The sequence below is a fragment of the Streptomyces glaucescens genome (genome assembly GCF_002154375.1).
GTDB lineage: Bacteria > Actinomycetota > Actinomycetes > Streptomycetales > Streptomycetaceae > Streptomyces > Streptomyces glaucescens.
The window spans coordinates 1-26575 of record NZ_MUND01000147.1; the positions used below are offsets into that span (position 1 = coordinate 1).

A 26575-nucleotide genomic window follows, 5' to 3' on the forward strand; every position below is an offset into this window, starting at 1 on the left:
CGCACCGGACGCCGCAGGGCCGTCCTGCGGACGACGACGGGAGTTCGACGACACCCCCTAGTGATCGGGCTCGGCGACCGCGACCACCACCTGCCCGCCGCCGAGGAAGTGCAGCCTGTCGAGTGTCCGGTGCCAGCGCCAGGATTCGGCGCGGTAGAAGCAGAGGTCGGTCGGGACGGGTGAGTCGCGCAGGTCGGCGGCGAGGCTGCCCGGCGGGAAGGCGGCGGCCCGGGCCCGCAGGGGATCGGGGGAGCCGGCCCATTCCTCGACGGGCACCGGCATGGTCCAGGGCTCTCCCGTGTTGGGGGTGAACCACCGTGTGGCACCGATGATCAGCGAAGCGGGATCGGACCCCCTGGCCGGGGCCTGACGCACCGCCTCTTCGACGACGCGGACGACCGTCAGCAACAGGGCGGGCAACGACTCGGCGAGCAGCACCAGTTCCGGCTCGTCGCGCAGTGCGTCGGCGTCCCCGGGGACGGAGACCACGTACCCCCACTGCCCGGTGGCCGGGTCGATCCGCACGTGGGCGAGGGAGACGCTGCGCGGGCCGTGGCCGACGCGGGCCAGCGGCCAGTACGGACCGCCGTCGCCGCCGATGATCCGGTCGAGCGCGGCATCGACCCGCTGCCAGGGCTCACCGGGCATCAGCCGCAGGGCCGGCATTCCCGCCACGCGTACCTCGCCGATGGCTCGCAGTACCGTCCGCACGTCCGGCGGGACGGGGACCGGCCACTGGTCGAGTAGCGCGTCGGCGGTTCCCTCGGCGAGGGTCACCAGCCGCGGGAACCGCCGGGCCAGCGCTCGCAGCCTGGACACGGCCGTGGCCGCGGCGTCGTCGGGGATCCGGTGCCGCCGGACGGGCCGGCCCAGGAAGTCGCCGCTGACGTCGCTCTCCAGCAGCAGGACGCGTCCACCGCCGACGAGCCGGTAGTCGACGTCGCTGCCGCTGGTGTCCGCCGTGCCCCCGTCGTAGGTGAAGTACGGCTCCCAGGAGATCGCGCACGGGTAGCCGGGCAGATCCCTCAGATCGGCGACGTCGACGAGGCTGTGCCCCGTGCCGACGAGCGCGGCGAGTTCCGCGTCCGGGCCCTCGGCGACCTCGATGGACGGCACGGCGGCGATGGTGAAGGGCGGCGGCTCGAAAGGGCCGGTGCGGTCGTGCGGGGTTCCCTCGGCGAGGCGGCGGACGAGGATCTGCAGCCAGGGCACGAATCCCGGTGCCTCCACCGTGAACGCGTACTCGTCGACGCCGGCGACGGAAAGCACCGGCCCCCAGTCCGGTGCCGTCCCGTCGCCCGCCACGGTCAGGACGTCGCCGCGCGGCGTCAGGGCCCAGGTCGCGCCCTCGGTGGTCGAGCGAACGCGCGGGCGCCCGGACGGCCCGAACGCGTACCGCTGCCGGCCTGCCGTGACACCCCCCACGGCGCGCAGCACGACGCGCACGGCCTCGGGCACCCGTACGGGCCAGCCGTCCAGCTCCGTGTCGGGGAAGCCGTCCAGCAGCGTGATCTCACCGGGGTGCTGACCGGCGAGATCACGCAACGCCGTCACCACCGCCTCGGCCGCCGCGCTCACGTCACGGTCGCCGTGTCCCTCGTACGTCACTTCCGCCCCCGTCGAACTGTCGGTCCTGCTGGTGCGGAAGGGAGCCTACGATGTCAGCCGGCGTGGCACAGCGCGTGGTCGACGAGGTCGTTCAACGCCTCTTCCTGACGGGCCGTCTCCCGCGGATCCGCCGAGCGGCTGTGCGCGGAGACGGTGATGGTGCGCCGTCCGTCCGTGGTGGTGGCGGCACGGACGACGTATCCGAAGCCGCTCCCCCCGTGCCCCAGGTATCCGCCCCCGCAGGACAGGGGGGTGAAGAACAGACCCAGCCCGTCCCGGGTGCCCGGCGGATGACCGCCGTCCCGCGGCACCGGGACCGTGGTCCGCATGGCGGCGAGTTCGGCGGGCTTCAGCAGCCGGCCGCCGGCCAGGGCACCGAAGAAGCGGTTGAGGTCGCGGGCCGTGCCGGTCATCGAGCCGTCGGCGCCGCTGTCGAAGGGCCGGTAGGGAAGCGTGGTGTCGATCATCGGGCCGTCCGCGGTGAACTGCTGGTAGTCGGCCGCGTGCGGCTGTGGCAGGAAGGGCCAGGTGCCGGGGGTGCCGGTGTGCCGGAGTCCGAGGGGGCGCAGGACCCGGTCGTGGACCTGCCGCTCCCAGGTGCGGCCGGTGACCTTCTCGATGATCATCCCGGCGAGTACGTAGTTCGTGTTGGAGTACGCCCAGCCGGTGCCCGGCGGAAAGGCGGGCTCATGACGCAGGGCCAGGCGCACCAGCTCTTCGGGACGGTACGCGCGCCACCGGTGGGCGAAGTAGGTCCGGGCGCTCGGTTCGGGGAAGACGTCGTGGACGTAGTCTGGCAGGCCGCTGGTGTGCTGCAGCAGCTGGCGGACGGTGATGGCCCGGCCGTCGTGTCCCGGTCCGGACACCACTTCGGGGAGCAGTTGCTCCACCGTCTGGTCGAGGGAGATCCGCTGCTCGCCCACCAGTTGCAGTACGACCGTGGCGACGAAGGTCTTGGTGGTGCTGCCCAGGCGCAGGTATCCGCTCTCCGGGACCGGGCGGCCGGTGGCCAGGTCTCCCACCCCGGACCGGGCCGTGACCGTCCCGCCCGGGGTCTCCAGACGGACCGCGACTCCCGTGACGCCGGCCTCCCGCAGGGCGTCGGCGTCACGCTGCACGGAGCGGGTCAGGCCGGAGGTGTCCGGCGCGGCCGAGGCCGCCGCCGACGACGGCAAGGACGCGACGGCGAGCCCGAGCAGCGCGGCCGGCACCCATGAACGACGAATGATCATGACGTCGAGGCTAGGAACGGCGGCGGCCACCAGCCATCCGGACAACGTCCCTTCCGGTACGGGTGCTGGCTGGATGGACCGCCGCCCGGCTCATCCCCTACGGGGTCTGAGGGATGGCGTCTCCTCGGGCTTCAGCCGGTGGCCGCCTTGACCGTGGCCAGGTCCTCGCCCGTCAGCTCCGCGACGCGGTGCGCCGGCACCCCGGCCGCGAGGGCGCGGGTGAGCAGCGCGTTCCGGCCGTCCGTGCAGGAGCGGTAGGCCAGCAGCTCATCCTCCAGCCGTGCGAGGTCCGGCGGAGCGGTGTGGTGGCGCAGGCGGCTCAGCTCCTCGTCGCCGAGGGGCACGGGCAGCCGCTCGGCGTCCTCCGGGACGGCCGCCGTCTCCTCGGGCGGCACCAGGCGCAGGTCGGGGGAGTCCGCGGTCACCCCCTGGGCCTGGAGCCACGCCTGTACGGCAGGGGTCTCCATACAGGCGAGGTCGCCGACCGCCGCGGGAGGCACACCGAGAGCGTGGGCCGTGCCGGGCAGCAGGACGAGGTAGGCGTCGTCGGTCATCCTCTGCTCCTCACATGAGGGGGCCTTGTCGTCACGGCGTCCCGTATACCCGCGTTCGACGATTGTGGTCGTCCCAACAGCCCGGATGCCGTGGTGGCCGAGAATCGATGCCACCTGAGAGTGAAGCCTTCTGCAGGACCGGCGTCCGCCGCCCGCCCGGCTGGACACTGTGTCCCACCCGGCCGTGACGCCGGCACCCACACCGAAGGCGGAATCATGGCACGAGGCACCGTCCTGCTCGCACTGCGCGAGAACCCCCTGGCCGGAGGGGTGAGCACGGAACAGGTGCGCCGCATCGGCAAGGAGCTGGAGGAGAAGGGCCTCGAGGCGCGCTGGGCCGCCGGCGTCCAGGAGGCACGCGCCGCCCTGCACACCGAGGCCGGGCTGACCGCGGCCGTCGTCGCCTGGGACCTGCCGGGCGGCCCCGGAGCTGCCGCGGACGGCCCGGGCGGAGCGGAGGTCCTGCGCCGGATCCAGCGGCGTTACAAGCGGCTGCCCGTCTTCCTCCTCATGAACGACGATCCCGAACACGACCTGGACCGGCTGCCCCTGTGGGTCTCCGAGGCCGTCGTCGGCTACATCTGGCCACTGGAGGACACCGCCTCCTTCATCGCCGGCCGGGTCGCCGCGGCCGCCCGTGCCTACCACCAGGACATCCTCCCGCCGTTCTTCAAGGCGCTGCGCCGTTTCGACGACGCCCACGAGTACTCCTGGCACACCCCCGCACACTCCGGGGGCGTCGCCTTCCTCAAGTCCGCGACCGGCCGCGCCTTCTTCGAGTACTTCGGTGAGCGCCTGTTCCGCAGCGACCTGTCCGTCTCGGTCGGCGAACTCGGCTCGCTCTTCGAGCACAACGGCCCCATCGGCGCCGCCGAACGCAACGCCGCCCGCGTCTTCGGCGCCGACCGGACGTACTTCGTGCTGCACGGCAACTCGACCGCCGACCGCCTGGTGGGCCACTACAGCGTCACCGCCGACGAGATCGCCCTGGTCGACCGGAACTGCCACAAGTCCGTGCTGCACGGCCTGGTCATCTCCGGCGCCCGCCCCGTCTATCTGGTGCCCACCCGCAACGGCTACGGCCTCGCCGGACCCCTTCCGCCTCACGCCGTCGCCCCGGACGCCGTGGCCGCCCGGGTGGCGGCCAACCCGCTGGCGGCGGGCGCCGTCTCCCCGCGGGCCCAGTACGCCGTCGTGACCAACTCGACCTACGACGGCCTCTGCTACGACACCGTCGCGGTGGCCCACGCCCTCGCCCCGAGCACCCCGCGCCTCCACTTCGACGAGGCGTGGTTCGCGTACGCCCGTTTCCACCCCCTCTACGCCGGGCGGTACGGCATGGCCGTCGGACCCGACACCTTCCAGGGACCCGACCGGCCCACCGTGTTCGCCACCCAGTCCACCCACAAGCTGCTCGCGGCGCTGTCACAGACCGCGATGGTCCACGTCAAGTCGTCCCCGCGGGCACCCGTCGAACACGAGCGGTTCAACGAGACGTTCATGATGCACGGGACCACCTCGCCCCTCTACCCGGCGATCGCCTCCCTCGACGTGGCGACGGCCATGATGGACGGTCCGCAGGGGGAGTGGCTGATCGACGAGGCGGTGAGCGAGGCGATCCGCTTCCGCCAGGCCGTGGTGCGCACCGGGCGCCGGATCGCCGAGGCCGGCGACCGTCCCGGATGGTTCTTCGGCGTATGGCAGCCGGACACGGTCACGGACCCCGCTACCGGGGAACGCGTCGCCTTCGCCGACGCCCCCGCCGGACTGCTGCGCCGCGAGCCCGCGTGCTGGCGTCTGGAGCCCGGCGCGGACTGGCACGGCTTCCCCGGTCTCACCGAGGGCTACTGCCTGCTGGACCCGGTGAAGGTCACGCTGACCTGTCCGGGTGTCAGCGCGAACGGCGAGAGGGCGGCCTGGGGCATCCCGGCGCGGGTGCTCACCGCCTACCTCGCCGATCGTGGCATCGTCGTCGAGAAGACCGACAGCTACACCACCCTCGTCCTGTTCTCGATGGGGATCACCAAGGGCAAGTGGGGCACGCTCCTGGACGCCCTGATGGACTTCAAGTCCCTGTACGACTCCGACGCGCCGCTGGAGCGGGTGCTGCCGGGACTCGTGGAGCAGTACCCGCTCCGCTACGGCGACGGCACGCTGCGCGGGCTGTGCCAGGACATGCACGAGCACCTCACCCGCGGGGAGCTGATCGAGGCCCTCGACGCCGCGTTCCAGGAGCTGCCCCGGCCCGTGGAGCCGCCCCAGCACTGCTACCGGCAGCTGATCAGGGGCGGCACCGAACGGTTGCGTCTCGCCGAGGCCGAAGGCCGCGTCGCCGCCGCGATGGTGACGGTCACGCCGCCCGGCATCCCGGTGCTGATGCCCGGCGAGTCCGTCGGCGCCCCCGACGGACCGCTGCTGCGGTACCTCGGGGCACTGGAGGCGTTCGACCGGGCGTTCCCGGGCTTCCACAGCGAGGCCCACGGAGTGACCGTCGACCCGGCCTCGGGGGACTACCTCATCGAGTGCGTGCGCCGGACCCGCTCCTGAGCGGTCGGCCGGTCGCGTCTCCGGGCCTGCGTCCGACGCTGTCCGGCCTGCGGCCACCTGGAGCCGCCCGCCGGGCACGAGGTGTGATCCGCCTGGCGCCGTTCCCTCGGTGGGCCGGCCGTCAGTCCGTCAGTACGACATCGTGCGGAACACCGGACCCGTGGGCGGGCGCGAGGCCGAAGTTGTCCTCCACCTCCGCCCGCTCGGCCGCGTTCGGGTACGGGTTGGTGCACGACACACCCGCGCTGGACCCGGACATGAGGCTGCTGCACGGGCCGGGCTTGCGGTCCGGCAGACCCAGGATGTGGCCGAGTTCGTGCGCCGATATCCGGATCGTGTTGTAGCCCTGGCTGACGGCCTGGCGGCCCATGTAGACGGTTCCGTTGCCGAGCGAGGTGGTCAGGGCCCGGGGCCAGCCGTTGTCGGCGACGATCCGGATGTTGGCGCGCTGTCCGGCCGCGGCCGGCCGCAGCTCGACGTTGTCCACGCTCTCGTTCCAGATGGCCGCGCCCCGGTCGACGGCGGCCCTGAACTCCGCTGACGCGCTCGCGTCGTAGGTGACGACGCGAGCCGCGAGGGCCGGCGCGTCGGTGCCGGCCGGCGTGGCGTGCGCCGGACCCGCGGTGACCAGGGCCGCCGCGAAGGCGGCGGCGAGGGTGGGGGCGAAGGTGCGTGCGTGCAAGGTCGGCCTCCTGTGGGGGAAGGTGGGCGTGCTCATGCCGCATTCCGCTGGGGTCCCTGCCCGCACCCGGCGGACGCCAATCCCTCAATCGGGGGGACGGTCAGGCGGCAGCAGGGCATCCAGTGTCCGGTCCAGGGCCGCGAGCAGGGAGGCGTGCTCGTGCGGGGCGGACAGCATCCGCAACGCCAGAGGCGGTCGTCATGTCCGGCGCGTGGGGCGTGCGGTGCGTGCGGGAGGGAGAGCTGAGGCCCCTCGCGCCGCTGGGGATCTGGGCGGCCGTGCTGATCGCCCTCGCCATCTGGCCGCGCGGCGAGGAGGACGCATAGGGCCTGCCGCTCGGTCAGTGGGGTCTGGTGGTTCCAGAGGCGCCCAGCCTCGAGCCGGCAGAGCGGCGACGGGCGGGGGGCTCCCGGTGGGCTGCGGCGGGCGACCGTACGGAGGAACGGCCCGGGCGGGGACGGAGAAACGCCGCGAGGGTCCTTCGGGGCGCCGGTCGAACCGGCAACACTGCCGCGTCATGGACATCCTGCTCGTCGCGAGCGCGTTCAACAGCCTGTCCCAGCGCGTGTACGCCGAACTGTCCGACCTGGGACACCGGGTGGACGTCGTGCTCGCCTCCCACGGCCCGACCGCCATCCGCACCGCCGTACGCGAGGTACGCCCGGAACTGATCATCGCGCCGATGCTCAGGACGGCCCTGCCCGAGGACGTCTGGTGCGAGCACACCTGTCTGATCGTGCACCCGGGGCCACCCGGGGACCGCGGTCCGTCATCCCTGGACTGGGCCATCGCCGAGCAAGCGCCGCGGTGGGGGGTGACGGTCCTGCAGGCCGAGGCGGCGATGGACGCGGGCCCCGTCTGGGCGGCGGTGCCGTTCGACGTGCCGCCGGTCGGCAAGAGCGACCTGTACCGCAACGAGGTCTCCGACGCCGCCGTCGCCGCGGTCCTGCTGGCCGTGCGGCGGTACGGCGACGGATCGTTCAAACCGCGGCCGCAGAGCGACCCGTCGTTCCACGTGGTCTGGCGCGACCCCTTCCGCCAGGAACTGCGGCGGATCGACTGGGAGGGCGACAGCACCGAGACGGTGTTGCGCAAACTGCGCGGGGCGGACTCGCAACCCGGGGTGCGTGACGAACTTCTCGGCCGGGAGATGTTCCTGCACGGCGGGCACATCGAGGACGAACTGCGCGGACGCCCCGGAGAACTGCTTGCCACGCGCGCGGGTGCGGTGTGCCGGGCCACCCGGGACGGCGCGGTCTGGATCCCCGAGCTCAGACCGCGCAAGGCCTCCGGCGATCCGGCGCCGTTCCGGCGCCCGGCGGCCTCCGTGCTCGCCTCGATCCCGGTGCCCTCCCGCCCTCAGGGCGGCACCCCCGGCATCCGGGCGCCCAAGGGCGGCCCTCTCCCGCACGCCGGTGACCGGCCGTCGTGGCTCGCGGAGGTGACGGCTCCGCTGGAGCTCGCCCCCGGACGGCGCACCCTGACCGACATCAGCTACCGGCAGCGCGGCGACGTCGGGTTCCTTGCCTTCTCGTTCCCCGGCGGGGCCATGAGCACCGACCAGTGCCGCAGGCTGCTCGCCGCCTACCGGTACGCGCTCGCCCGCCCCACCTCGGTGCTGGTGCTGGGCGGTGGCCGCGACTTCTTCTCCAACGGCATCCACCTCAATGTCATCGAGGCCTGTGCCGACCCGGCCACGGAGTCCTGGACCAACCTCAACGCCATGAACGACCTGGTCGAGGCTGTCCTGCGCACCACCGACCGGCTGGTGATCGCGGCGCTCGGCGGCAACGCGGCCGCGGGCGGCGCCATGTTCGCCCTCGCCGCCGACGAGGTGTGGTGCCGCACCGGCGCCGTCCTCAATCCGCACTACCGGCGGATGGGCTTGTACGGGTCGGAGTTCTGGACGTACACGCTGCCGCGTCGGGTGGGTCCCGAGACGGCCGAGCGGCTGACGACCCAGGCGCTGCCGGTGAGCGCCGCGACGGCCGCCGACATCGGGCTGGTGGACCGTCTGGTGCTTGTCCCGGCCCAGGAGTTCACCGCCGAGGTGGACCGGCTGGCGACGGCGCTCACCGCCGCACCGGACCTCGCACGGCGGATCGCGGCCAAGGCGGCGGCCCGCCGACGCGACGAGGCGGCACGGCCGCTCGCGGAGTACCGGCAGGAGGAAATGGCCCGCATGCGCGGCATCTTCTTCGACCCGGACGCCCCCTACCACGCGTTGCGCTCCGCCTTCGTCCGCAAGACGCCGAGCGGCTCGGCCCGGCCGCTGGCCCCGATCGGCGAACCGGTCCCCGGAGACAGCCGGTGACCACCCCCCTCGCCCCGCTTCTCGTGGCGGGCGTCGGCAACATCTTCCTCGCCGACGACGCCTTCGGCCCCGAGGTGATCCGCGCCCTCGACCGGTGCCCGCTGCCGCCCGGCGTACGGGTCAAGGACTTCGGCATCCGCGGCCTGGACCTCGCCTACGAGCTGCTGGACGGCTACCGCACCGCGGTCCTGGTCGACGCGGCTCCGCGCGGACACCGGCCCGGAACCCTGTCCCTGATCGAACCCGAGCTCCCCGGAACCACCGCCGCGGCGGCCCCGCCCGAGGCCCACGGCATGGACCCGGCCCGGGTGCTGGCCCTGGCCGCGCACCTGGGCGACGGGCCGCTGCCGCGCGTCCTGCTGCTGGCCTGCGAACCCGAGGTACGGCCGACCGGCGACGAGGACGTCACCGCAGGGCTCAGCGCACCCGTGCGGGAGGCGGTCGACCGGGCCGTCACGGCGCTGCACACGATGGTCCCGGCCCTGCTCGCCGACCCCGCGGCAACGCCTCGGTTGGGCCGCCCGGAGGAATCCGCCGAGCCGTGCCCGGCCGGTCTCCCGCACGGGACGACCGGCGGCACGCAGGATCGGTAGCGGTCCGCGGCTCGAAAGTCCCGGACCGCCCGGACCGCCCGTCCCGTCCGCGGTCGGGGCCATGTCCGCCGCGGCCGGCGCCCGCCCCCGCCATCCAGCCCTGTCCCGACCCTGAGGAGCAGCGCGCATGTGTCAGTCCGCCGACGTCAAACAGGCCGTCCTGGCGAAGAACGACGGCCTCGCCACCGCCCTGCGCGACGACCTCACGCGGCGGGGCCTGATCGTGGTCAACCTGCTTTCGAGCCCCGGCAGCGGCAAGACGGAGCTGCTCGGTCGGGTACTGGCCCGGGCGGTGCAGCGGGGCATCTCGGTGGCCGCGCTCACCGCCGACCTCGCCACGGAGAACGACGCCCGCCGACTGGCCCGCTCGGGGGCTTCGGTGAAGCAGGTGCTGACCGACGGATTGTGTCATCTGGAGGCCCGTCAGGTACGCGGCCACCTCGAGGGATGGCTGCCCGAGGACAGCGAGCTGCTGTTCGTGGAGAACGTCGGCAACCTCGTCTGCCCGGCGTCCTACGACCTCGGCGAGAGCCTGCGCATCGTGCTGATGGCGGTGACCGAGGGCGAGGACAAGCCACTGAAGTACCCCACCGCCTTCGGCACCGCCCATCTGGTGGTGGTCACCAAGACCGACCTGGCCGAGGCCGCCGGTTTCGACGAGGCCGCCTTCCGTGCCCATGTGCACAGGGTCAACCCGGGCGTGGAGATCGTACGGTCCTGCGCACGCACCGGCGACGGCGTCGACACCGTCCTGGAACGTGCCCTCGCCGTACGGGACGGCGCGCCCGTGCACAGCCCTCCCCTCGCGCCCCAGCCGCACGTCCACAGGCCCGACGACGCGGGGAATCCGCACCCGCGCGTCATGTCCGCCCCCGCCACGTGACCGCGCCCGCCGCCGAGGCGGTGCGCCGTCGCATCACCGTGCGGGGCACGGTGCAGGGCGTGGGGTTCCGCCCGTACGTGCACCGGCTGGCCGCCGACCTCGCACTGGCCGGGTTCGTCAGCAACACGGCACAGGGGGTGCTGATCGAGGTGGAGGGGCCGCCCGAGGGCGTCGCGGGGTTCTGCTCCCGGCTGGCCCAGGAGCCGCCGCCGCTGGCCGCCGTCACCGGTATCGGCGTGGAGGACGTCCCCGCCACCGGTGCCGCCGAAGGGTTCACCATCCGGGGCACCGAGCAGGCGCTGGGACGCACCCAGCTCCCGCCCGACACCGCGACCTGCGCCGACTGCCTGCGTGAGCTGGCCGCCCCGGCCGACCGCCGCCACCGGCACCCGTTCGTCACCTGCACCCACTGCGGTCCCCGCTTCACCATCACCACGGCCATGCCGTACGACCGGGCCGCCACGACCATGACCGACTTCCCGATGTGCCCCGCCTGCGCGGGGGAGTACGGCGATCCCGGCGACCGGCGCTTCCACGCCCAGCCCGTCGCCTGCCGGGACTGCGGGCCCCGGCTGCGCCTGGTGCCCGCGGCCGGCATCGATGCCCGCCCGGCGCGGGACGAGGACGCCCTGGCGGCGGCCCGCGCCTTGCTGGCGGACGGGCGGATCGTCGCCGTCAAGGGCGTCGGCGGCTACCACCTGGCGTGCGACGCCACCGACGAGCGGGCCGTCGCGGCGCTGCGCGCCCGCAAGGCGCGGGGCGGCAAGCCGTTCGCGGTGATGTGCGCCGACCTGCCGACCGTGCGGCGGATCGCCTGGCTCTCCGACGGCGAACGGGCCGCACTCAGCAGCCCCCGGTGCCCCATCGTGCTGCTGCGCCGACGCGCCGAGCCGGACGGCCTCCGGCTCGCGGCCGGGGTGTGTCCGGGCAGCCCGCACCTCGGCGTGCTGCTGCCCTACACCCCGGTGCACACCCTCCTGTTCGGACTGCCCGGCGATCCGCCGGGCCCTCGCGTGCTCGTCATGACCAGCGGCAACCGCACCGGCGAGCCGATCGTCACGGACGACGACGAGGCCCTGACCCGGCTGGCCGGGGTGGCCGACGCCTGGCTCGTCCACGACCGCGGCATCGCCTCGCCCTGCGACGACTCGCTGCTGCGGGTGCGCACTGACGGCACCGAGCAGGTGCTGCGCCGCTCCCGCGGGTACGTCCCCCGCCCGCTGCGACTCCCCCTGGCGGTCCGCCCCGCGCTCGCCGTGGGCGGCGACCTGAAGAACGCGCTCTGCGTCGGCGACGGTGACCACGCGTGGTTCGGCCCGCACATCGGTGACATGGGCGACCTGACCGCCCTGGAGGCCGCCCGGCGCGCGGAGCGGCACATGCGGCGCCTGACCGGCGTCACCCCGGCACTCGTCGCCGCCGACAAGCATCCGGGCTACCACTCCACCCGGTGGGCCCGCCGCTGCGCCGCCGGGCTGCCGCAGGCGCGACCCGTACTGGTGCAGCACCATCACGCGCACATCGCCTCGGCGATGGCGGAGAGCGGCCTCGACGGCACCACGCCCGTGATCGGAGTCGCCTTCGACGGCACCGGCTACGGCGACGACGGCACGGTCTGGGGCGGCGAGGTCCTGCTCGCCGACTACGCCGGCTACCGGCGTTTCGCCCACCTGGCCCCCGCCCCGTTGCCCGGCGGGGACGCGGCTGTCGCCAACCCCTGCCGCACGGCACTGGCCCGGCTGTGGGCCGCCGGCCTGCCGTGGGAGCCCGCACTGCCCAGCGTCGCCGCCTGCTCACGCGACGAGCTTGGCCTGCTGGAACGGCAGTTGGCGGGCGGCGTCGCCTGTGTGCCCACGTCGAGCATGGGGCGGCTCTTCGACGCGGTGTCCTCTCTGGCGGGCGTGTGCCATCGCGCGGGCTACGAGGCGCAGGCCGCGCTGGAGCTGGAGGCCGAGGCCGCTGCCGCGTGGGAGGCGGACACGGCGGCGTACGCCTTCGGGTTCACGGCCGCAGCCGGCCCCGTGAGGTGCGATCCCACGCCGCTGCTGCGGGCCCTCGTCGCCGACCTGCGCCGCGGCACCCCGGCACCTGTGCTCGCGGCCCGGTTCCACCGGGGAGTCGCCGGGGCCCTCGCGGAGATCTGCCGGAGGGCGCGCCGCGCCACCGGACTGGCCGTCGTCGCGCTCAGCGGCGGCGTGTTCGCCAACGGCCTGCTGGAGCAGGAGTGCACGGCACTGCTGGCCGCGGACGGCTTCACGGTGCTGCGCCACGGCGAGGTACCGCCCGGCGACGGGGGACTGGCCCTCGGACAGCTCGTGGTCGCGGCCCGGGAGCGGCACGAGGAAACGGCAACCGCACGCACCGACGAGACGGAGTGACCCATGTGTCTGGCAGTGCCCGGCAGAGTCGTGGCCATCGACGACCGAGCCGACCCGCTCACCGGGATGATCGACTTCGGGGGTGTGCAGAAGCGGGCATGCCTGGAGTACGTGCCCGACGTGAGGGTCGGGGAGTACGTCATCGTCCACGTCGGGTTCGCCCTCCAGAAGCTCGACGAGGAGTCGGCCCGGGCGTCCCTGGAGCTCTTCGAGCAACTCGGACTGCTGGAGGAGGAGTTCGGCGACGCCTGGCAGCAGGCGGCGCAGCAGGCCGGGAGCGACGCCCCGCACGCCCCGGCCACCGTCGAGCGCGGGGAGAGCGGGAGCGAGGCCCGATGAAGTACATCGACGAGTTCAACGACCCGGATCTGGCGCGGCGGCTGCTGGACGAGATCCGCGCGACGGTCACCCGGCCGTGGGCGCTGATGGAGGTGTGCGGCGGCCAGACGCACTCGATCATCCGGCACGGCATCGACCAGTTGCTGCCGGACGAGGTCGAGCTGATCCACGGGCCGGGCTGCCCCGTCTGCGTCACCCCCCTGGAGATGATCGACAAAGCGTTGGAGATCGCCTCCCGCCCCGGGGTCGTCTTCTGCTCCTTCGGGGACATGCTGCGGGTGCCGGGCACCGACCGAGACCTGTTCCGGGTCAAGGGCGAGGGGGGAGACGTCCGCGTGGTGTATTCCCCGCTCGACGCCCTCCAGCTCGCGCGCCGGCACCCGGACCGCGAGGTGGTGTTCTTCGCCATCGGCTTCGAGACCACCGCGCCCGCCAACGCCATGGCCGTCCACCAGGCCCGCCGCCTCGGCATCGACAACTTCAGCCTTCTGGTCTCCCACGTGCGGGTGCCGCCCGCCATCGAGGCCATCATGACGGCCCCCACCTGCAGGGTGCAGGGCTTCCTGGCCGCCGGGCACGTGTGCAGCGTGATGGGCACGGCGGAATACCCGGACCTGGCCGCACGCCATCGGGTGCCGATCGTCGTGACCGGTTTCGAACCGCTGGACATCCTCGAAGGCATCCGTCTCGCGGTCCACCAGCTCGAGCGCGGCGAGCACCGCGTGGAGAACGCCTACGCCCGCGCCGTGCGCGAGGAGGGCAACCCGGCCGCGCTGCGCATGATCGAGGAGGTCTTCGAGGTCACCGACCGGTCCTGGCGCGGCATCGGCCGCATCCCCGCCAGCGGCTGGCGGCTGACGGAGGCCTACCGCGCCTTCGACGCCGAGCACCGCTTCGACGTCACCGCCATCCGCACCGAGGAACCCGCGGCGTGCCGCAGCGGCGAGGTGCTCCAGGGACTGATCAAGCCCGTCGAGTGCCCTTCGTTCGGCACCGACTGCACCCCGCGCACCCCACTCGGCGCCACCATGGTCTCCAGCGAGGGCGCCTGCGCGGCCTACTACCTGTACCGCCGGATGGACGGCCCGGTGCCGGACGGCTCCCGGGCCCCGCAGGAGGAGATGAACCCCGTTGGCTGAACTCGCTGACCCGTCGGCCCCCGTCGACCCCGCGAACTGGACGTGCCCGGCCCCCTTGCGCGACCAGCCGATCGTGGTGATGGGACACGGCGGAGGCGGCACGTTGTCCGCCGAACTCGTCGAGCAGATCTTCACGCCCGCGTACGGAAATGCCGTCCTCGCCGGGCTCGGTGACTCCGCGGTCCTCGAACTCGGCGGAGCCCGGCTGGCGTTCTCCACCGACTCCTACGTTGTCAGGCCGCTGTTCTTTCCCGGTGGCAGCCTCGGAGACCTGGCGGTCAACGGCACCGTCAACGACCTGGCGATGAGCGGCGCCCGGCCCGCCCACCTGTCCGCGGCGTTCGTCCTGGAGGAGGGCGTGGAGCTGGCCGTGGTGGAGCGGATCGCGCGCTCCCTCGGCACCGCGGCCGAGGCGGCCGGGGTCACGGTGGTCACGGGAGACACCAAGGTGGTGGAGGCGGGGCACGGCGACGGCGTCTACGTCACCACGGCCGGAATCGGGCTCGTCCCGGACGGCGTGGATATCCGCCCGCAGCGCGCGCGGCCCGGCGACGCCGTCATCGTCAGCGGCCCGATCGGCCTGCACGGCGTGGCGATCATGAGCGTCCGGGAGGGGATGGACTTCGGCGTCGAGGTGGCCAGTGACACGGCGCCCCTCGCCGGCCTGGTGTCGGCCATGCTCGCGGTCACTCCCGACGTCCACGTGCTGCGCGATCCCACCCGGGGCGGGCTCGCCGCGTCGCTCAACGAGATCGCCCGCGTCTCCGGCACCGGCGTACGGCTCCACGAGCGGGCCATCCCGGTGCCGGACGCGGTCGCCAGTGCCTGCGGCTTCCTGGGGCTGGACCCGCTGTACGTCGCCAACGAGGGGCGCCTGGTCGCCTTCGTACCCCGCCCGGCGGCCGACGAGGTCCTGGCCGCGATGCGCGCCCACCCGCAGGGTGCGGGCGCCGCGCTCATCGGCGAGTGCGTCGCCGAGCATCCCGGCATGGTGGTGGTCTCCACCGGCCTGGGCGGGACCCGGGTGGTGGACATGCCCCTGGGAGAGCAGCTGCCGCGCATCTGCTGACGCGTCCGGCACCTGCCGAACGGCCCTGACGAGTGGGGAGAGGCGATATCGCCTCTCCCCACTCGTCAGGGCCGTACCCGTGGTCCGGTCAGGACGGCACCCGGGCCGCCTCGACCCTGGTGATCTGAAGTTCCCGGCCGCTGCGCAGCGTCGGGGCGGGACGGTCGCAGACCGGGCACCAGAAGAACGGTGGCATGCCCACCGGGAACTCCTCGGCGCACGGCTCGCACCAGGCGCGGGCGGGCACCTGCTCGACGACGAGCCGGGCCGCGGCGAGGGCGGTGCCGTCGCGGGCCACCTCGAAGGCGAAGTCGAGGGCCTCGGGCACCACGCCCGCCAGCTCGCCCACCTGAACGGTGACCGCCGAGACGGACTCCGTCCCGTCCGCCAGCGCCAGTTCGGCGGCCTGTTCCACGATCGCGGTCGCGATCGACAGCTCATGCACGCTTGGTGCGGAGGGGGTTGCCCGGGCCGGGGCTGCGGAAGCCGGCCATGCGCCACAGCCGCACCTCCCGCACGATCCCCGGGAACTCCGCGACCAACAGTGCCAGGGCCGCTCCGCCCAGCAGCGCCCCCTCCGCCATCAGAATCCGTTTCGCGTTCATCGCCGCTCCTGCTCGCTCGTGTTCCTCGTGCCGTGCCCGGCCGCCCGTTGCCGGGGCTCAGCCCGGGGAGATGCTCGGCATGGTCTCCATGACCCTGTTGTGCCGCTTCCAGTGGATCCCGGTGGAGCGGCGCGCGTCGGCGGTGCCGTCCTCGTGATGGCCGGGCTGCTGGTTGCGCGGGCCCCTGTTGCCCTGGTGGAGGCCTTTGACGTGAGTGGGCGTGTCGGGTTTCGCCTGGGGCTTGCCGACCTTGATCGTGCCCATGCTGTGCTCCTTTCCCTGGGTGCTCCGCCGCCGGGTCGCGGTGGCGGCTCCTGCCGCGCCGGTCAGGGACGTTCGGCCAGGCCGACGAAGAACTCCTCGACGGCGGGCCAGACCCGGCCGCCGCCGGACAGCCCCCGCCACTCCCGGCGGACGAGGGCGACCAGCCGGAAGCATTCGTCGACCGGCACGATCCAGTGGTGTTGCAGGTTCCGGGAGGTGTTGACCAGCAGCGCCTCCACCTCGGGTACCACGCCCGCAAGATCGGGACACCGTGACACCGCCTCCCGCCACGCCGAGGCATCCACCTCCCACCGGGTGGCGCCCGCGGGGCTCGGGTAGTGCGCGACGACCGTGCCGTCCGACCTGGGTACGAAGAACGCCAGGCCGACGGGCACCCCGAGCGGCCCCGTCTCGACCGGCGGCAGCTTCACCCGCCGCTGCGGGATCAGCCGGTACGGGCCGTCGCCCGTCCCGTTCCCCGCGAACAGCACCGAGCACCCCGGGCAGGCGCACAGCGCCGTCTCGCGGCCGGTCTCGTACAGGTGCCGGTGGTCGCCCGCGAGCGGCGCGGCGCACAGGTCGCACCGCTCTTCGGGGCCTCCCGCCCGCCGGTCGGCGGAGGAGCGGATGAGCGCGGCCAGGGCGCCGCCGGCGGTCACTTCGCCCCCTGCGGCCGGGCGGGCCGGCGCAGCAGCGAGTCGACGGGGACGAACGCGGGTGGCCGGGACTCCGTCTCCGGCACCGTTTCGACCGCCGTCAGCTCCGGCGCCGCGGCGAGCACGGCCTCCCGCACGGCTTCCTCGACCCCGGAGGACGCCGAGCCGCACGCGGAGCCGCAGCCGGCGGTGCGCAGCCGCACACGGGCGACCGGCCCTTCGACACCGTCCAGCGCCACGTCGCCGCCGCGCTCCCGTACGGCCGGCCGCAGCCGCTCGACGGCGCGGGCGGCACGGCGGTCGGGTGGCTCGGGGTGCACGTCGTGCAGCACCAGCAGGTGGCCGAGGAGCTCGTCCTCCGCCAGACGCGCGGTCAGCGCGGCGTCCGCGTGGTCCAGGACCCGGGCAAGCGCCTCGCCGTAGACCTCGGTGAGTGCCCGGACGGCGTCGAGGGCCGTCTGCGCCATGGGCCCGGGTGCGATCTGCAGCTTCTCGAGCAGCTCGTCGATGCGGGCGATCCGCGCCGCCACCTCGCCGTCGTCCAGCCGGGAACCCGGTACGGCGCCGTCACGCGGTTCCGCGACCGCCGTGGGTGCGGGCTCAGTCATGGGACGCCCCGTAGGTGGGGGAGTGCATCGTGGTCAGCGTCTTGCCCTTGCCCAGGTACATGTGCACACCGCAGGGCAGACAGGGGTCGAAGCTGCGCACGGTACGCATGATGTCGACGCCCTTGAAGTCGTCCGGCCCGTTCTCCTCGAAGATGGGCTGGCCCTGCACGGCGTCCTCGTACGGGCCGGGGGTGCCGTAGCTGTCGCGCGGGCTGGCGTTCCAGGGGGTCGGCGGGTACGGGTGGTAGTTGGCGATCTTCTTGTCCTTGATCACCAGGTGGTGCGAGAGAACCCCGCGCACCGCCTCGTGGAAGCCGACGCCGATGGCCTCGTCGGGCACCTCGAAGTCCTGGAACACCTTGGTCTCGCCGGCGCGCATCATCTGCATCGCCTCCTCCAGGAACTGGAAGGCCATGGCTGCGGCGTAGGCGACGAAGTAGGGCCGGGCGCGGTTCCGTTCGATGGTGTTGCTCCACTTGGGGATCTGCCACTCCAGTGTCGTCTCCGGCAGCTTCTCGCTCTTCGGCAGCGAGATGCGCACGCTGTGCCCGGTGGCCTTGATGTAGGGAGTGTCGACCAGCCCGTTCAGGGCTGTGGACCACAGCCGGGCGAGCGGACCGCCACCGGTGTCCAGGGCGAGGTGGGAGTCGCTCTGCGCGTGGTACCAGCGCGGGCTCATCACCCAGCTGTACTTGGCGTCGAAGTCCCGCTTCTGGGGCACCGGCACGGTCGTCTGGTTCCACGGGTGGCGCATGTCGACCGGGTTGCCGAGCGGGTCGTGGGTGACGAAGGGCTCCTCGCGCTCCCAGTCCTCGTAGTAGGAGCTGCCCAGCAGGATGCGCATGCCGAGGTTGATGTCGACGAGGTTGTTGGTGACCAGTTCGCCGTCGACGATGATGCCCGGGGTGACGTACATCGCCTTGCCCCAGTGGTTCATGTTCTCGTAGCGGTAGTCGACGACGGCCGGGTCCTGCCAGGCGCCCCAGCAGCCGAGCATGATGCGGCGACGGCCCACCTCCTCGTACCCGGGCAATGCCTCGTAGAAGAAGTCGAAGACGTCGTCGTTCAGTGCCACGGCCTCCTTGACGAAGTCGATGACCCTGGTCAGGCGCGACAGGTAGTCGGTGAAGGTGTTCGGCTGCGGCATCGTGCCGACGCCGGCGGGGTACATCGTCGACGGGTGGACGTGGCGCCCCTCCATCAGACAGAACATCTCACGGGTGATCCGGCTGACCTTCAGGGCCTCCCTGTACACCTCACCCTCGAAGGGGTTGAAGGCGCGCATGATGTCGGCGATGGTCCGGTAGCCGTGGACGTCCCCACGGGGCGCCGGGGTCTGCTCGGCCCGGGCCAGCACACTCGGGTTGGTGGCCTTGACCATCGCTTCGCAGAAGTCGACGAAGACGAGGTTGTCCTGGAAGATCGTGTGGTCGAACATGTACTCGGCGGCTTCACCGAGGTTGACGATGTGTTCGGCCAACGGCGGCGTTTTCACCCCGTAGGCCATCTGCTGCGCGTAGTTCGAGCACGTGGTGTGGTTGTCGCCGCAGATGCCGCAGATGCGGGAGGTGATGAAGCCCGCGTCGCGCGGATCCTTGCCCTTCATGAACACCGAGTAGCCGCGGAAGAGGGATGAGGTGCTGCGGCACTCCACCACTTCCTGATTGGCGAAGTCGATCTTCGTGTAGATGCCGAGGTTGCCGATGATCCGGGTGATCGGGTCCCACGACATGTCCACGATGTGCGGAGGTTTCCGCTCGGTGGCCCCGGCCCGGTCCTCGGTTGTGGTCATGTGTGTTCCTGTTCTCGCTGCGCGCTGCGCTGGACGGTTGGAGAGGGAGCGTGCGGGGGCGCGGCGCGGCAGGACTGCCGCACGTCACGGACGCCAGTAGGGGTCGTAGCCGGAGGTGAGCACCGGCTTGTTGTGGTGCCACTTGGGTTCGCGGTTGACGACGGCGTTGGTGATGCCGCGCATCCGCCGGATGAAGGCCCCGTAGGGCTTGACCATGAGGGAGGAGAAGCTGCCGCCGGGCGGCTCGTCCATGAACGGCATGAACGCGTCGGGGAAGCCGGGCATGGTGCAGCCGATGCAGATGCCGCCGACGTTCGGGCAGCCGCCGATGCCGCCCATCCAGCCGCGTTTGGGCACGTTGCAGTTGACGACGGGCCCCCAGCAGCCCACCTTCACCTGGCACTTGGGGGAGTTATAGTCCCGGGCGAAGTCGGCCTGCTCGTAGTACGCCGCCCGGTCGCAGCCCTCGTGCACGGTCTTCCCGAACAGCCACTGCGGGCGCAGCATCTGGTCCAGCGGGGGCGGCGGGGCGGCCCCGCCCGCGTGGTACAGGACCCAGAGCAGGGTCTCCATGAAGTTCTCCGGCTGGATCGGACAGCCGGGGACGTTGACGATCGGCAGGCCGCCCTGCGACGTGAAGTCCCAGCCGAGGTAGTCGGCCAGGCCCATGCAGCCGGTGGGGTTGCCCGCCATCGCGTGGATGCCGCCGTACGTGGCGCAGGTGCCGGCGGCGACCACCGCCCAGGCCTTCGGGGCCAGCTGGTCGATCCACCAGTTGAGGGTCAGCGGTTCACCGGTTTCCGGGTCGTTGCCGAACGACGTCCAGTACCCGTCGCCCTCGATGATGTTCTGGTTTGGGATCGAGCCCTCGATGACCAGGATGAACGGCGAGAGCTCGCCGCGGATCGCCGCGCGGTACGGAGCGAGGAAGTCCTCACCGCCGAGGCTCGGCGAGAGCACCTTGTTGTGCAGGTTCACCTTCGGCACGCCCGGGATGAGTCCCAGGACCAGGTCCTCGATCGAGGGCTGGCCGGCCGCGGTGAGCGACACCGAGTCGCCGTCGCAGCTCATCCCCTCGGAGATCCAGAGGATGGTGACCTCGTCGAAACCTTCGCGCGCCTCGGCCCGGCTCGGCTCGGTGGCAACGTCGTGGGTGCCGCTGTCGATGGTCATGTCGTCAGCCTCCGCTGCAGTCGGTCCCCGAGTCGGTCGTAGGCCGCGGTCGGCGGCCCGCTGAGCGCGGGCGGACGGTCCGGGGCGTGGGGGCGCGGCCGGGCCGGTGCGGTCCGTCCGTCGCCGTGGTGGTCGCGGACCGGCTGCTCGCCGCCGGGCGCCAGTCGGGTGATGAGGGGGCGGACCATTCGCTCTTCCCGCGCCGCGCGCTCGGACAGCCCGCGGAACAGCCGGCCGGTCATCCGGTGATCCGGTGCCGCGATCTCAGGCCCTTCCATCGGACCGTCCCGTCCCCGGCCCGCCGGCCGGCTGCCCGGGCCGCTCCCGCGGCGGCCGGGACGGCTCGAGCGGCTCGCTCCCGTCCGCTGCGTCCGGGGACGTCAAGGGCTCGAGCTCGTCGGGCCGGAAGTAGTGGAATCGGCCGTACCAGCCGTTCAGCTCGGCTGCGGGATCGTCGTCCAGCGTCACGGCGAGGTGGATGCTGCCGTCCACGTCGTGGAAGACGGCCGCGACCTGTGCGGTCCGCCCGGCCAGGAACATGTCCTGGGCGTCGGCACCCCGGCCCCGGGGCCGGAGCCGTACCCGGCTGCCGCCTCCCACCGGTACACCGCCGACCGGCACGGTGTCGGTCGTGGGGGACAGCCCGTCGTCGGCGCCCTCCTGCCACCAGGCGGGTCGGTGGGCCGTCGCGGCGGACGCGGATCCGGGGGAAGTCGTGGACGCGGCGGCGGTCAACGAGGACGGGGCGTCCGACGGCGTGGCGTGGGTCAGTGACCGGATGGTGCCGTGCAACCGGGCGAAGACCTCCGGGGGCATGGTCTCCACCCGGTCCAGGATGCGGGCGGCACGTGGGTCGGTGGCGCGCGCCTCGCGCTTCTCCTGGTCGGTCAGCAGCAGGGTGCGGAGCGTCAGGATCTCGTCGATCTCCGCGGCGTCGTGCAGGTCGCCCGGGCTCTCCGGCGCCACCTGCGGGCAGTCGGGCAGGATGATCGGCGCGGAGATGAGGGTGGGGCCACAGGCCCCGTCCTGGGCACCTCCGTCGGGGCCTGCACCCGGGGCCCCCACGGGTGCCGGTCCGCCGAGGACGGGGAAGGTGAACGCGTTGTGGCACGCTCGGGCGTGCCCGAGCAGGTCCGCGGGCGGGTCGATCAGCGAGACGAACTCCACGCCGTCGCCGCCGACGAGCGTGTGCGTCGCGATGAGCGCGTCACGCAGCGCCTCGTCGCGAACGGCCCGCGGGTCCGGCGCCGCCCCCGTGTTCTCGGTACGGATCCGAAGCCGGCAGACGTCGCCCCCGAGCCGCTCGGCGACGACGGTCGTGCTCGCCCGGACGGTGACGCGGCGCCGTACCACGCGCCCGACGCCTCCGGGGAGCCCTTCGATCTCCTCCCCGGCGGGTGCGCCGACCGGAAAGGCGGACTCCTGCCGAAGCAGATCCTCCACGTGTACGACGAGGTCCGTCTCGCGCGGTACCGCCTCGTCGAAGGTGAGGTGCACCGTGCCGTCGTCCGCGCGCAGCGACTCGACCGGACGGTGCCTTCCGTCCTGGCCGGCCTCCTCGACCTGCTTGTGCTGCATCTGCAGGTAGCGCACCCGCACGCGCACCACCGCCTGTGGCTGCCGGACCCGCAGCAGGCACTCGGTCTGCTGGTACCAGGAGTCGGCTGATCCCGAGACGCCGGGAGTCACGGAGCCCTCCCGCTCCACCCAGTCACGCGGGAAGAGCACGCCGAACTGCCAGCGCACCCGGTTCTTGGGCGACGAGCGGCGGTAGGGGTAGAGCAGATAGCCCTCGTACAGGACGGCGTCGGCGACCGCGCTCAGCTGACCGAAGTCACGCCCGGGGCTCTGTGCGGCCACGCCCGCATCCGCTGCCGCGACAGCGAACACGGCGTCAGCGGCGACTCCCGCCTGCGGCATTCCGCCTCCTCCGGTCCACAACTACTGCGGTCAAATCCGCCAATACCATTACATTTTTCCGGCGCGGGCGCTCGCCCACGCGCGCGGATGCGGGCTGTTCGGGGGAGCGAGGGCACCCAAGCGCCGGAAACGTCTCCGGGACGTCCCCGAAGACGGGAGGGACCGGCCGGAGGGAGCCGGGCCTGCCGGCCCGCACCGTCATCCTCCTGAAGCCGGTCACCGTCCGCACGGCCGGCGCGGTCGACGACCGGGAGCGACCCGCTGAAGCGCTCGTTCGCATCCCCGCGCCGGAGCGGTTCAGGCGGCGGGTTCCGTCCCCTGTGGCGCCCGGGCCGCGACGCCCTGCCCGAACCGTTGGGACATGTGGGACGATCGGCCTCATGACCGAAGCTCCAGCAGGGAAGGGCGGTCTCCGCCCCGTCCGATGACGTGGCCGGACGAGGCCGTGGCCGAGGGCACCGCCACGACCCCCGCCCACCCGTCCCGCATCGCGCTCCTCGAGGCGATACGCGCCGACCGATCCGGCCCCGTGGCCGCTCGGTTGCTCCGGCTCGCCCACGCCGACACCCCCTTCGTACGGCGGGAGGCCATGGCCCTCCTCCATGGGCTGGCTCACGAACGGCCCTGGCCGGAGGCCGTCGACGCCGCAGTGGCCCGGCTCGGTGACCCCGACGAGGAGGTACGGCGCCGAGCCGCGCGCCTCCTCGGCTGCCGCGGGCAGCCCGGCTCGGTTCTCGCGGCCCTCGGCGAACTCGCCGATCCTGTCGTGCGCACCATCCTGGCCAGGGCACTCGGCCCGGCCGCCGCCCCCTTGACGGACGATGACCTCGCCTCGGTCCGCTTCCTCGCCCACCTGCAGACGCTGCGGGCAGCGCCACCGATGCGGTGGGCCTGCCTGGACGCCGCACTCCTCGACGACGTCCGGGAAGCCGCGCACCACCTGGAGGACGTCGGGCACCTCTGGGGCCGGGCCCTGTACGGACTGAGGCGCGAGCACCACACGTACACCCTCGTGGCCCGCCTCCTCGCCGACCCCACCACCCGGGACATCGGCGCCGACCTGGCCCGCGAAGCGTGCCACGACTGGCGGGCGGCCCCGGTCGCACTGCTGCCGCTGCTCGTCCGGCACCGCGGCCAGAGGGCCACCCCGGCTCTTGGTGCGGCCCTCACGACAGCCTCGATCTCGGCGGCGGCGATGCGGACACACCGAACTCTCCTCGACGACGTTCCCTTCACCCCGCCCCGGGGGGCCCGTCGGAGCCCGCCCACCACGACGGCGTACGACAGCGTGTCCGCCGCCGCGCTCCTCGCCGTCAGGCCCGTGGGCATCACCCGCCTCGCCCACGCCTCCGAGATCTTCTCGGCCCTGCTGGACGCCGGCCCGCTGACCTTCCGGCAAGCGGCCCAGCTGTACAACCTGACCTTCCGCCGGCCCGGCCGCTCACAGGCGGAGTGCGCCCCGCTGTGGCTGCGGCACGCCGGTCCTTCCGCACTTCCCCGGCTGCTCGCCCTCATGACACCGCACCTGGCCGACTATGCGGTCGGCGAGTACTACCTGGCGGGGCTCGCCCGGATGGGCGGCCGCGCGCGCCCGGCACTGCCGGCCGTGACGGCGCTGATCGACATGCGTACCCGCATCCCCGTCAACGACTCCACCCGCGACGCCGAGATGAGGCTGGACGAAGACCTCCTGGAAGCCGCGCTCCGCACCCGCCGCGCCATCCTCGCGGACGCCGCTCCGCCGCCTCCCGCCCCGCCGTCCCGGTGACGACCGCCACCTCGACTCCTCCACCTGCCGAGCGAGACGCTCGCTGCAGCCGGCCGGCAGAGTCCTGCGCGACCCTATGGCCTGCGGAACTGCTCCACGAGCGCCGCGTACCCGCTGGCGCCGTGACCGGCGGACGCCGCTCGCTCGGCCAGTGCTCTGACGAGCCGCGCCAACTCGGCGTTGATGCCGAGCGTCTCGCTCTCCTCGATCACGTTCGCCATCGCCGCCAGGTGGGTGTCGAGAGTGCCGTCGTCGGACGAGTAGATGCCGAGGTCGGCCTGTCGCGCGTAGTCGGGCAGCCAGCCGGCCACCGTGTCGATCGCCGTCCGTGCGAGGGGGAGGTACGCCGTGGCGGACACGCCGGCCGTCCCGAGGATCGCGGCACCGTTGAGGAAACCGTCGAGCAGGCCCCACATGAGCACGAGCGTGGCCATCTCGTGCAGGGACGCCAGCCCGGGGTCGTCTCCGAGGTGGAGGCCTGTACCGATACTGCTGAGCGTGGACGCGTGCGCCTCGTACAGCGGTCGCGGCCCGCTGTAGGCGACCACGGCGTCGGCCGAGCCGACGGCCTCCGGGACGGCCATGATCCCACCGTCGAGGTAAGCGCCGCCGCGACGCGCCACCTCCTCGGCGAGTGCTCGGGCACGCGAGGGCGTACCTGACGACAGATTGACCACGGTCCGGCCGTCGAGCGGTCCGTCGAGGATGTCGGCCACGGCATCGTGGTTCGTCACGCAGACCACCACGAGCGGGGCGGCCGTGATCGCGGCCGCCGCAGACTCGGCGAGCACCGCACCCCGCGCCACGATGTCATCGGCCTTGGCCGTCGTACGGTTCCACACGATCGTTGGGTGCCCCGCGTCCAGGAACGCCCCGGCAAGGGCGCCGCCCATCAGTCCGAGACCCAGAACGGTGACGGGTGTGCTGGTGTGCATCATGTGCTCCTTCTCTGCTCGGTGGCAGAATCGTCGACGTTCATACCGGTATGAAGGTCAAGGAGTACGCCGCATGCTGATCGGGGAGCTGAGCCGGCGGACCGGGGTGAACCCGCACCAACTGCGGTACTACGAGGCGCAGGGCCTGCTGGTGCCCGACCGCGGCGACAACGGCTACCGCGAGTACGACGACGGCGCCGTGATCACCGTGACGCAGATCAGGAGACTGCTCGACGCCGGGTTGTCGACCCAGGAGATCGGGTATCTGCAGCCGTGCGTCTCCGGCGCGGCCCCCGATCTGAAGCCCTGCCCGGAGACCTTGGACCTCCTGCGGGCACGCATCGCCGGGCTGGACGAGCAGATCGACACGCTCGTCCGGTCCCGCGAGACACTGCGGGAGTACCTGGCGGCCACGGAACGACGGTTGGCCGGCTAGGTGTCGTCGCGGTTGCGGGCCGGGGTGCATGGCGTGGCATGCCGGTCCCAACACTGAGCAAGTGGCCGTCGGAGCCGGAGCGCAACGTCCCGTGCAGCTACCGTGAGAGGCGCTCGAACCGGTTGCGTCGGTGATCTTCGGTTGCGTAGTGTCCCGAACGTCGCGGAGCGCGGCGGGACCAGAGAGTGGGCAGACAGATGCAGCCGACCTTCGTGCTGGTGCACGGCGCGTTCGCGAACTCCTTCTCCTTCGCGCCGCTCCAGGCGGAACTCGGCCTGCTCGGGCACCGGTCGGTCGCCGTCGACCTCCCCGGCCACGGCTTCGGCGCGACCTACCTGAGGGCCTACCAGGCGCCGCAGGATCTCGAAGGCCTCGCCACCGCGCCCGGTTCGATCAAGGGCGTCACCCTCGCCGACAACGCCGCCCACCTGATCGGGATCCTGGAACGGGCCAAGGAGAACGGGCCGGTGATCCTCGTCTCGCACAGCCGTGGCGGCGTCACGGCCACCGCGGCGGCCAACGCCCGGCCCGACCTGATCGACCGCCTCGTCTACGTCGCGGCCTGGTGCCCGGTCGACCTCGACGTCAACGACTACTACGCCGAGCCGGAGATGGCCACGGTCGACACCGCCTCGGTGGGCCGCGCCATGGCCGGGAACCCCGCCGAACTCGGCCTGCTGCGCGTCAACTTCCGCACCGCGGACCCGGACGCCCTCGCGGCCCTGAAGGCGGCCTTCTTCGCCGACGGCACCGACGAGGAGTTCCTGACCTTCCTGAACACCTTCCAGCCCGACGAGAACCTGGACGTCGGCACCTCCGCCGACCGGGCGCAGGCCGCGACCTGGGGGACCATCCCGAAGACCTACGTCCGGCTGGCCGGCGACGCGAGTCTGCCGCTAGCCCTGCAGGACCGGCTGATCCGCGAGGGCAACGCGCTGACCCCGGACAACCCGTACGACGTCCGCACACTCGAGGGCAGCCACCTCAAGTGGCTGACCGACCCGGCCCCGGCGGCCCGGGTACTGGGCGAACTCGCCTCCCTGACACCCGCCTGATCACCCCTGCTCGCGCACCCGAAAT

Annotated in this window: 26 protein-coding genes; 12 read left to right on the forward strand and 14 right to left on the reverse strand. The window is 72.9% G+C overall.

Going from position 1 to position 26575, the window contains the following annotated elements; all coding sequences use genetic code 11:
* Window positions 1–57 precede the first annotated feature (57 nt).
* The 3 genes from CCN42_RS10930 to CCN42_RS10940 all read right to left on the reverse strand — a co-directional run bounded on the left by CCN42_RS10930 (window position 58) and on the right by CCN42_RS10940 (window position 3394).
* The gene (locus tag CCN42_RS10930; protein WP_086734963.1) at window positions 58–1608 is read right to left on the reverse strand and encodes a hypothetical protein; all 1551 of its coding nucleotides are present in this window, start codon (window positions 1606–1608) and stop codon (window positions 58–60) included.
* Between the two features lie 53 nt (window positions 1609–1661).
* Window positions 1662–2840: a serine hydrolase domain-containing protein gene (locus tag CCN42_RS10935; RefSeq protein ID WP_211294675.1), complete on the reverse strand. Its 1179-nt coding sequence runs from the start codon at window positions 2838–2840 to the stop codon at window positions 1662–1664.
* A gap of 131 nt (window positions 2841–2971) precedes the next feature.
* The gene (locus CCN42_RS10940; RefSeq protein ID WP_086172747.1) at window positions 2972–3394 is read right to left on the reverse strand and encodes a DUF6003 family protein; all 423 of its coding nucleotides are present in this window, start codon (window positions 3392–3394) and stop codon (window positions 2972–2974) included.
* Between the two features lie 216 nt (window positions 3395–3610).
* On the opposite strand from CCN42_RS10940, the gene CCN42_RS10945 reads away from it, so the two are divergent.
* Entirely contained in the window at window positions 3611–5941 is a 2331-nt protein-coding gene (locus CCN42_RS10945) for an Orn/Lys/Arg family decarboxylase (protein ID WP_086734965.1), read from the forward strand.
* A gap of 121 nt (window positions 5942–6062) precedes the next feature.
* Here the strand turns inward: CCN42_RS10945 and CCN42_RS10950 are convergent, their stop codons facing one another.
* Window positions 6063–6623 carry a snapalysin family zinc-dependent metalloprotease gene (locus CCN42_RS10950; RefSeq protein WP_386582902.1) on the reverse strand — a complete coding sequence of 187 codons (561 nt, stop codon included), beginning with the start codon at window positions 6621–6623 and terminating at the stop codon, window positions 6063–6065.
* Window positions 6624–6823: 200 nt separating this feature from the next.
* Here CCN42_RS10950 and CCN42_RS45615 point away from each other — a divergent pair, with 200 nt between their 5' ends.
* The 8 genes from CCN42_RS45615 to hypE all read left to right on the forward strand — a co-directional run bounded on the left by CCN42_RS45615 (window position 6824) and on the right by hypE (window position 15338).
* Window positions 6824–6949 (forward strand): hypothetical protein, encoded by a 126-nt coding sequence (locus CCN42_RS45615; protein WP_281259489.1) that lies wholly within the window; start codon window positions 6824–6826, stop codon window positions 6947–6949.
* A 191-nt stretch (window positions 6950–7140) separates the two neighbouring features.
* Window positions 7141–8937: an enoyl-CoA hydratase-related protein gene (locus tag CCN42_RS10960; RefSeq protein WP_086734971.1), complete on the forward strand. Its 1797-nt coding sequence runs from the start codon at window positions 7141–7143 to the stop codon at window positions 8935–8937.
* Window positions 8934–9530, forward strand: coding sequence for a hydrogenase maturation protease (locus CCN42_RS10965; protein WP_086734973.1), 597 nt, complete (start codon window positions 8934–8936; stop codon window positions 9528–9530). The genes CCN42_RS10960 and CCN42_RS10965 overlap by 4 nt, the downstream gene beginning before the upstream one ends.
* 127 nt (window positions 9531–9657) lie before the next feature.
* On the forward strand, window positions 9658–10413 hold the full coding sequence (gene hypB, locus CCN42_RS10970; protein ID WP_086734975.1) for a hydrogenase nickel incorporation protein HypB: 756 nt from the start codon (window positions 9658–9660) through the stop codon (window positions 10411–10413).
* Entirely contained in the window at window positions 10410–12791 is a 2382-nt protein-coding gene (gene hypF / locus CCN42_RS10975; protein WP_086734976.1) for a carbamoyltransferase HypF, read from the forward strand. Before hypB ends, hypF begins: the two co-directional genes overlap by 4 nt.
* A 3-nt stretch (window positions 12792–12794) precedes the next feature.
* Window positions 12795–13130: a HypC/HybG/HupF family hydrogenase formation chaperone gene (locus tag CCN42_RS10980; RefSeq protein ID WP_086734979.1), complete on the forward strand. Its 336-nt coding sequence runs from the start codon at window positions 12795–12797 to the stop codon at window positions 13128–13130.
* Window positions 13127–14269, forward strand: coding sequence for a hydrogenase formation protein HypD (hypD, locus tag CCN42_RS10985; protein WP_086734981.1), 1143 nt, complete (start codon window positions 13127–13129; stop codon window positions 14267–14269). Before CCN42_RS10980 ends, hypD begins: the two co-directional genes overlap by 4 nt.
* The gene (gene hypE, locus CCN42_RS10990; RefSeq protein ID WP_086734983.1) at window positions 14262–15338 is read left to right on the forward strand and encodes a hydrogenase expression/formation protein HypE; all 1077 of its coding nucleotides are present in this window, start codon (window positions 14262–14264) and stop codon (window positions 15336–15338) included. The genes hypD and hypE overlap by 8 nt, the downstream gene beginning before the upstream one ends.
* Before the next feature lie 88 nt (window positions 15339–15426).
* Here hypE and hypA read toward each other — a convergent pair whose 3' ends face one another.
* The 9 genes from hypA to CCN42_RS11030 form a co-directional block, all read right to left on the reverse strand.
* The gene (gene hypA / locus CCN42_RS10995; RefSeq protein ID WP_086734985.1) at window positions 15427–15783 is read right to left on the reverse strand and encodes a hydrogenase maturation nickel metallochaperone HypA; all 357 of its coding nucleotides are present in this window, start codon (window positions 15781–15783) and stop codon (window positions 15427–15429) included.
* Window positions 15776–15943, reverse strand: a complete 168-nt coding sequence (locus CCN42_RS43230; protein ID WP_169731436.1) for a hypothetical protein — start codon at window positions 15941–15943, stop codon at window positions 15776–15778. The genes hypA and CCN42_RS43230 overlap by 8 nt, the downstream gene beginning before the upstream one ends.
* A gap of 57 nt (window positions 15944–16000) precedes the next feature.
* A complete protein-coding gene (locus CCN42_RS11000; RefSeq protein WP_086734987.1) occupies window positions 16001–16207 on the reverse strand; it encodes a hypothetical protein in 207 nt (68 codons plus the stop codon).
* 62 nt (window positions 16208–16269) lie between these two features.
* A complete protein-coding gene (locus CCN42_RS11005) occupies window positions 16270–16866 on the reverse strand; it encodes a DUF5947 family protein (protein ID WP_086734989.1) in 597 nt (198 codons plus the stop codon).
* A complete protein-coding gene (locus CCN42_RS11010; RefSeq protein WP_086734990.1) occupies window positions 16863–17471 on the reverse strand; it encodes a NifU family protein in 609 nt (202 codons plus the stop codon). Before CCN42_RS11010 ends, CCN42_RS11005 begins: the two co-directional genes overlap by 4 nt.
* Window positions 17464–19263 carry a nickel-dependent hydrogenase large subunit gene (locus CCN42_RS11015; RefSeq protein WP_086172541.1) on the reverse strand — a complete coding sequence of 600 codons (1800 nt, stop codon included), beginning with the start codon at window positions 19261–19263 and terminating at the stop codon, window positions 17464–17466. The genes CCN42_RS11010 and CCN42_RS11015 overlap by 8 nt, the downstream gene beginning before the upstream one ends.
* Before the next feature lie 84 nt (window positions 19264–19347).
* Window positions 19348–20436 (reverse strand): NADH-quinone oxidoreductase subunit B family protein, encoded by a 1089-nt coding sequence (locus CCN42_RS11020; protein WP_086734992.1) that lies wholly within the window; start codon window positions 20434–20436, stop codon window positions 19348–19350.
* Window positions 20433–20714, reverse strand: a complete 282-nt coding sequence (locus tag CCN42_RS11025; RefSeq protein WP_086734994.1) for a hypothetical protein — start codon at window positions 20712–20714, stop codon at window positions 20433–20435. Before CCN42_RS11025 ends, CCN42_RS11020 begins: the two co-directional genes overlap by 4 nt.
* Entirely contained in the window at window positions 20701–22356 is a 1656-nt protein-coding gene (locus tag CCN42_RS11030; RefSeq protein ID WP_245877232.1) for a hypothetical protein, read from the reverse strand. The genes CCN42_RS11025 and CCN42_RS11030 overlap by 14 nt, the downstream gene beginning before the upstream one ends.
* A 424-nt stretch (window positions 22357–22780) precedes the next feature.
* Between CCN42_RS11030 and CCN42_RS11035 the strand changes: the two genes are divergently transcribed.
* Window positions 22781–24124 (forward strand): HEAT repeat domain-containing protein, encoded by a 1344-nt coding sequence (locus CCN42_RS11035; RefSeq protein ID WP_086734996.1) that lies wholly within the window; start codon window positions 22781–22783, stop codon window positions 24122–24124.
* A gap of 74 nt (window positions 24125–24198) precedes the next feature.
* Here the strand turns inward: CCN42_RS11035 and CCN42_RS11040 are convergent, their stop codons facing one another.
* Entirely contained in the window at window positions 24199–25062 is an 864-nt protein-coding gene (locus CCN42_RS11040) for an NAD(P)-dependent oxidoreductase (protein ID WP_086734998.1), read from the reverse strand.
* A gap of 70 nt (window positions 25063–25132) precedes the next feature.
* On the opposite strand from CCN42_RS11040, the gene CCN42_RS11045 reads away from it, so the two are divergent.
* Entirely contained in the window at window positions 25133–25495 is a 363-nt protein-coding gene (locus CCN42_RS11045; protein ID WP_086172547.1) for a MerR family transcriptional regulator, read from the forward strand.
* A gap of 197 nt (window positions 25496–25692) precedes the next feature.
* Window positions 25693–26550 carry an alpha/beta fold hydrolase gene (locus CCN42_RS11050; protein WP_211294676.1) on the forward strand — a complete coding sequence of 286 codons (858 nt, stop codon included), beginning with the start codon at window positions 25693–25695 and terminating at the stop codon, window positions 26548–26550.
* The last annotated feature ends 25 nt before the right edge of the window (window positions 26551–26575 follow it).

Bases quoted from the DNA above. Each gene is read 5' to 3' on its own strand.
- CCN42_RS11000 (WP_086734987.1), bottom strand. From the start codon at position 16,207: ATGGGCACGATCAAGGTCGGCAAGCCCCAGGCGAAACCCGACACGCCC.
- CCN42_RS10935 (WP_211294675.1), bottom strand. From the start codon at position 2,840: ATGATCATTCGTCGTTCATGGGTGCCGGCCGCGCTGCTCGGGCTCGCC.
- CCN42_RS10945 (WP_086734965.1), top strand. From the start codon at position 3,611: ATGGCACGAGGCACCGTCCTGCTCGCACTGCGCGAGAACCCCCTGGCC.
- CCN42_RS11025 (WP_086734994.1), bottom strand. From the start codon at position 20,714: ATGGAAGGGCCTGAGATCGCGGCACCGGATCACCGGATGACCGGCCGG.
- CCN42_RS45615 (WP_281259489.1), top strand. From the start codon at position 6,824: ATGTCCGGCGCGTGGGGCGTGCGGTGCGTGCGGGAGGGAGAGCTGAGG.
- CCN42_RS10960 (WP_086734971.1), top strand. From the start codon at position 7,141: ATGGACATCCTGCTCGTCGCGAGCGCGTTCAACAGCCTGTCCCAGCGC.
- CCN42_RS11045 (WP_086172547.1), top strand. From the start codon at position 25,133: ATGCTGATCGGGGAGCTGAGCCGGCGGACCGGGGTGAACCCGCACCAA.
- CCN42_RS11030 (WP_245877232.1), bottom strand. From the start codon at position 22,356: ATGCCGCAGGCGGGAGTCGCCGCTGACGCCGTGTTCGCTGTCGCGGCA.
- hypD (WP_086734981.1), top strand. From the start codon at position 13,127: ATGAAGTACATCGACGAGTTCAACGACCCGGATCTGGCGCGGCGGCTG.
- CCN42_RS11040 (WP_086734998.1), bottom strand. From the start codon at position 25,062: ATGATGCACACCAGCACACCCGTCACCGTTCTGGGTCTCGGACTGATG.
- CCN42_RS43230 (WP_169731436.1), bottom strand. From the start codon at position 15,943: ATGAACGCGAAACGGATTCTGATGGCGGAGGGGGCGCTGCTGGGCGGA.
- CCN42_RS10940 (WP_086172747.1), bottom strand. From the start codon at position 3,394: ATGACCGACGACGCCTACCTCGTCCTGCTGCCCGGCACGGCCCACGCT.
- CCN42_RS10980 (WP_086734979.1), top strand. From the start codon at position 12,795: ATGTGTCTGGCAGTGCCCGGCAGAGTCGTGGCCATCGACGACCGAGCC.
- CCN42_RS11010 (WP_086734990.1), bottom strand. From the start codon at position 17,471: ATGACTGAGCCCGCACCCACGGCGGTCGCGGAACCGCGTGACGGCGCC.
- CCN42_RS11050 (WP_211294676.1), top strand. From the start codon at position 25,693: ATGCAGCCGACCTTCGTGCTGGTGCACGGCGCGTTCGCGAACTCCTTC.
- CCN42_RS11035 (WP_086734996.1), top strand. From the start codon at position 22,781: ATGACGTGGCCGGACGAGGCCGTGGCCGAGGGCACCGCCACGACCCCC.
- CCN42_RS11015 (WP_086172541.1), bottom strand. From the start codon at position 19,263: ATGACCACAACCGAGGACCGGGCCGGGGCCACCGAGCGGAAACCTCCG.
- hypB (WP_086734975.1), top strand. From the start codon at position 9,658: ATGTGTCAGTCCGCCGACGTCAAACAGGCCGTCCTGGCGAAGAACGAC.
- CCN42_RS11020 (WP_086734992.1), bottom strand. From the start codon at position 20,436: ATGACCATCGACAGCGGCACCCACGACGTTGCCACCGAGCCGAGCCGG.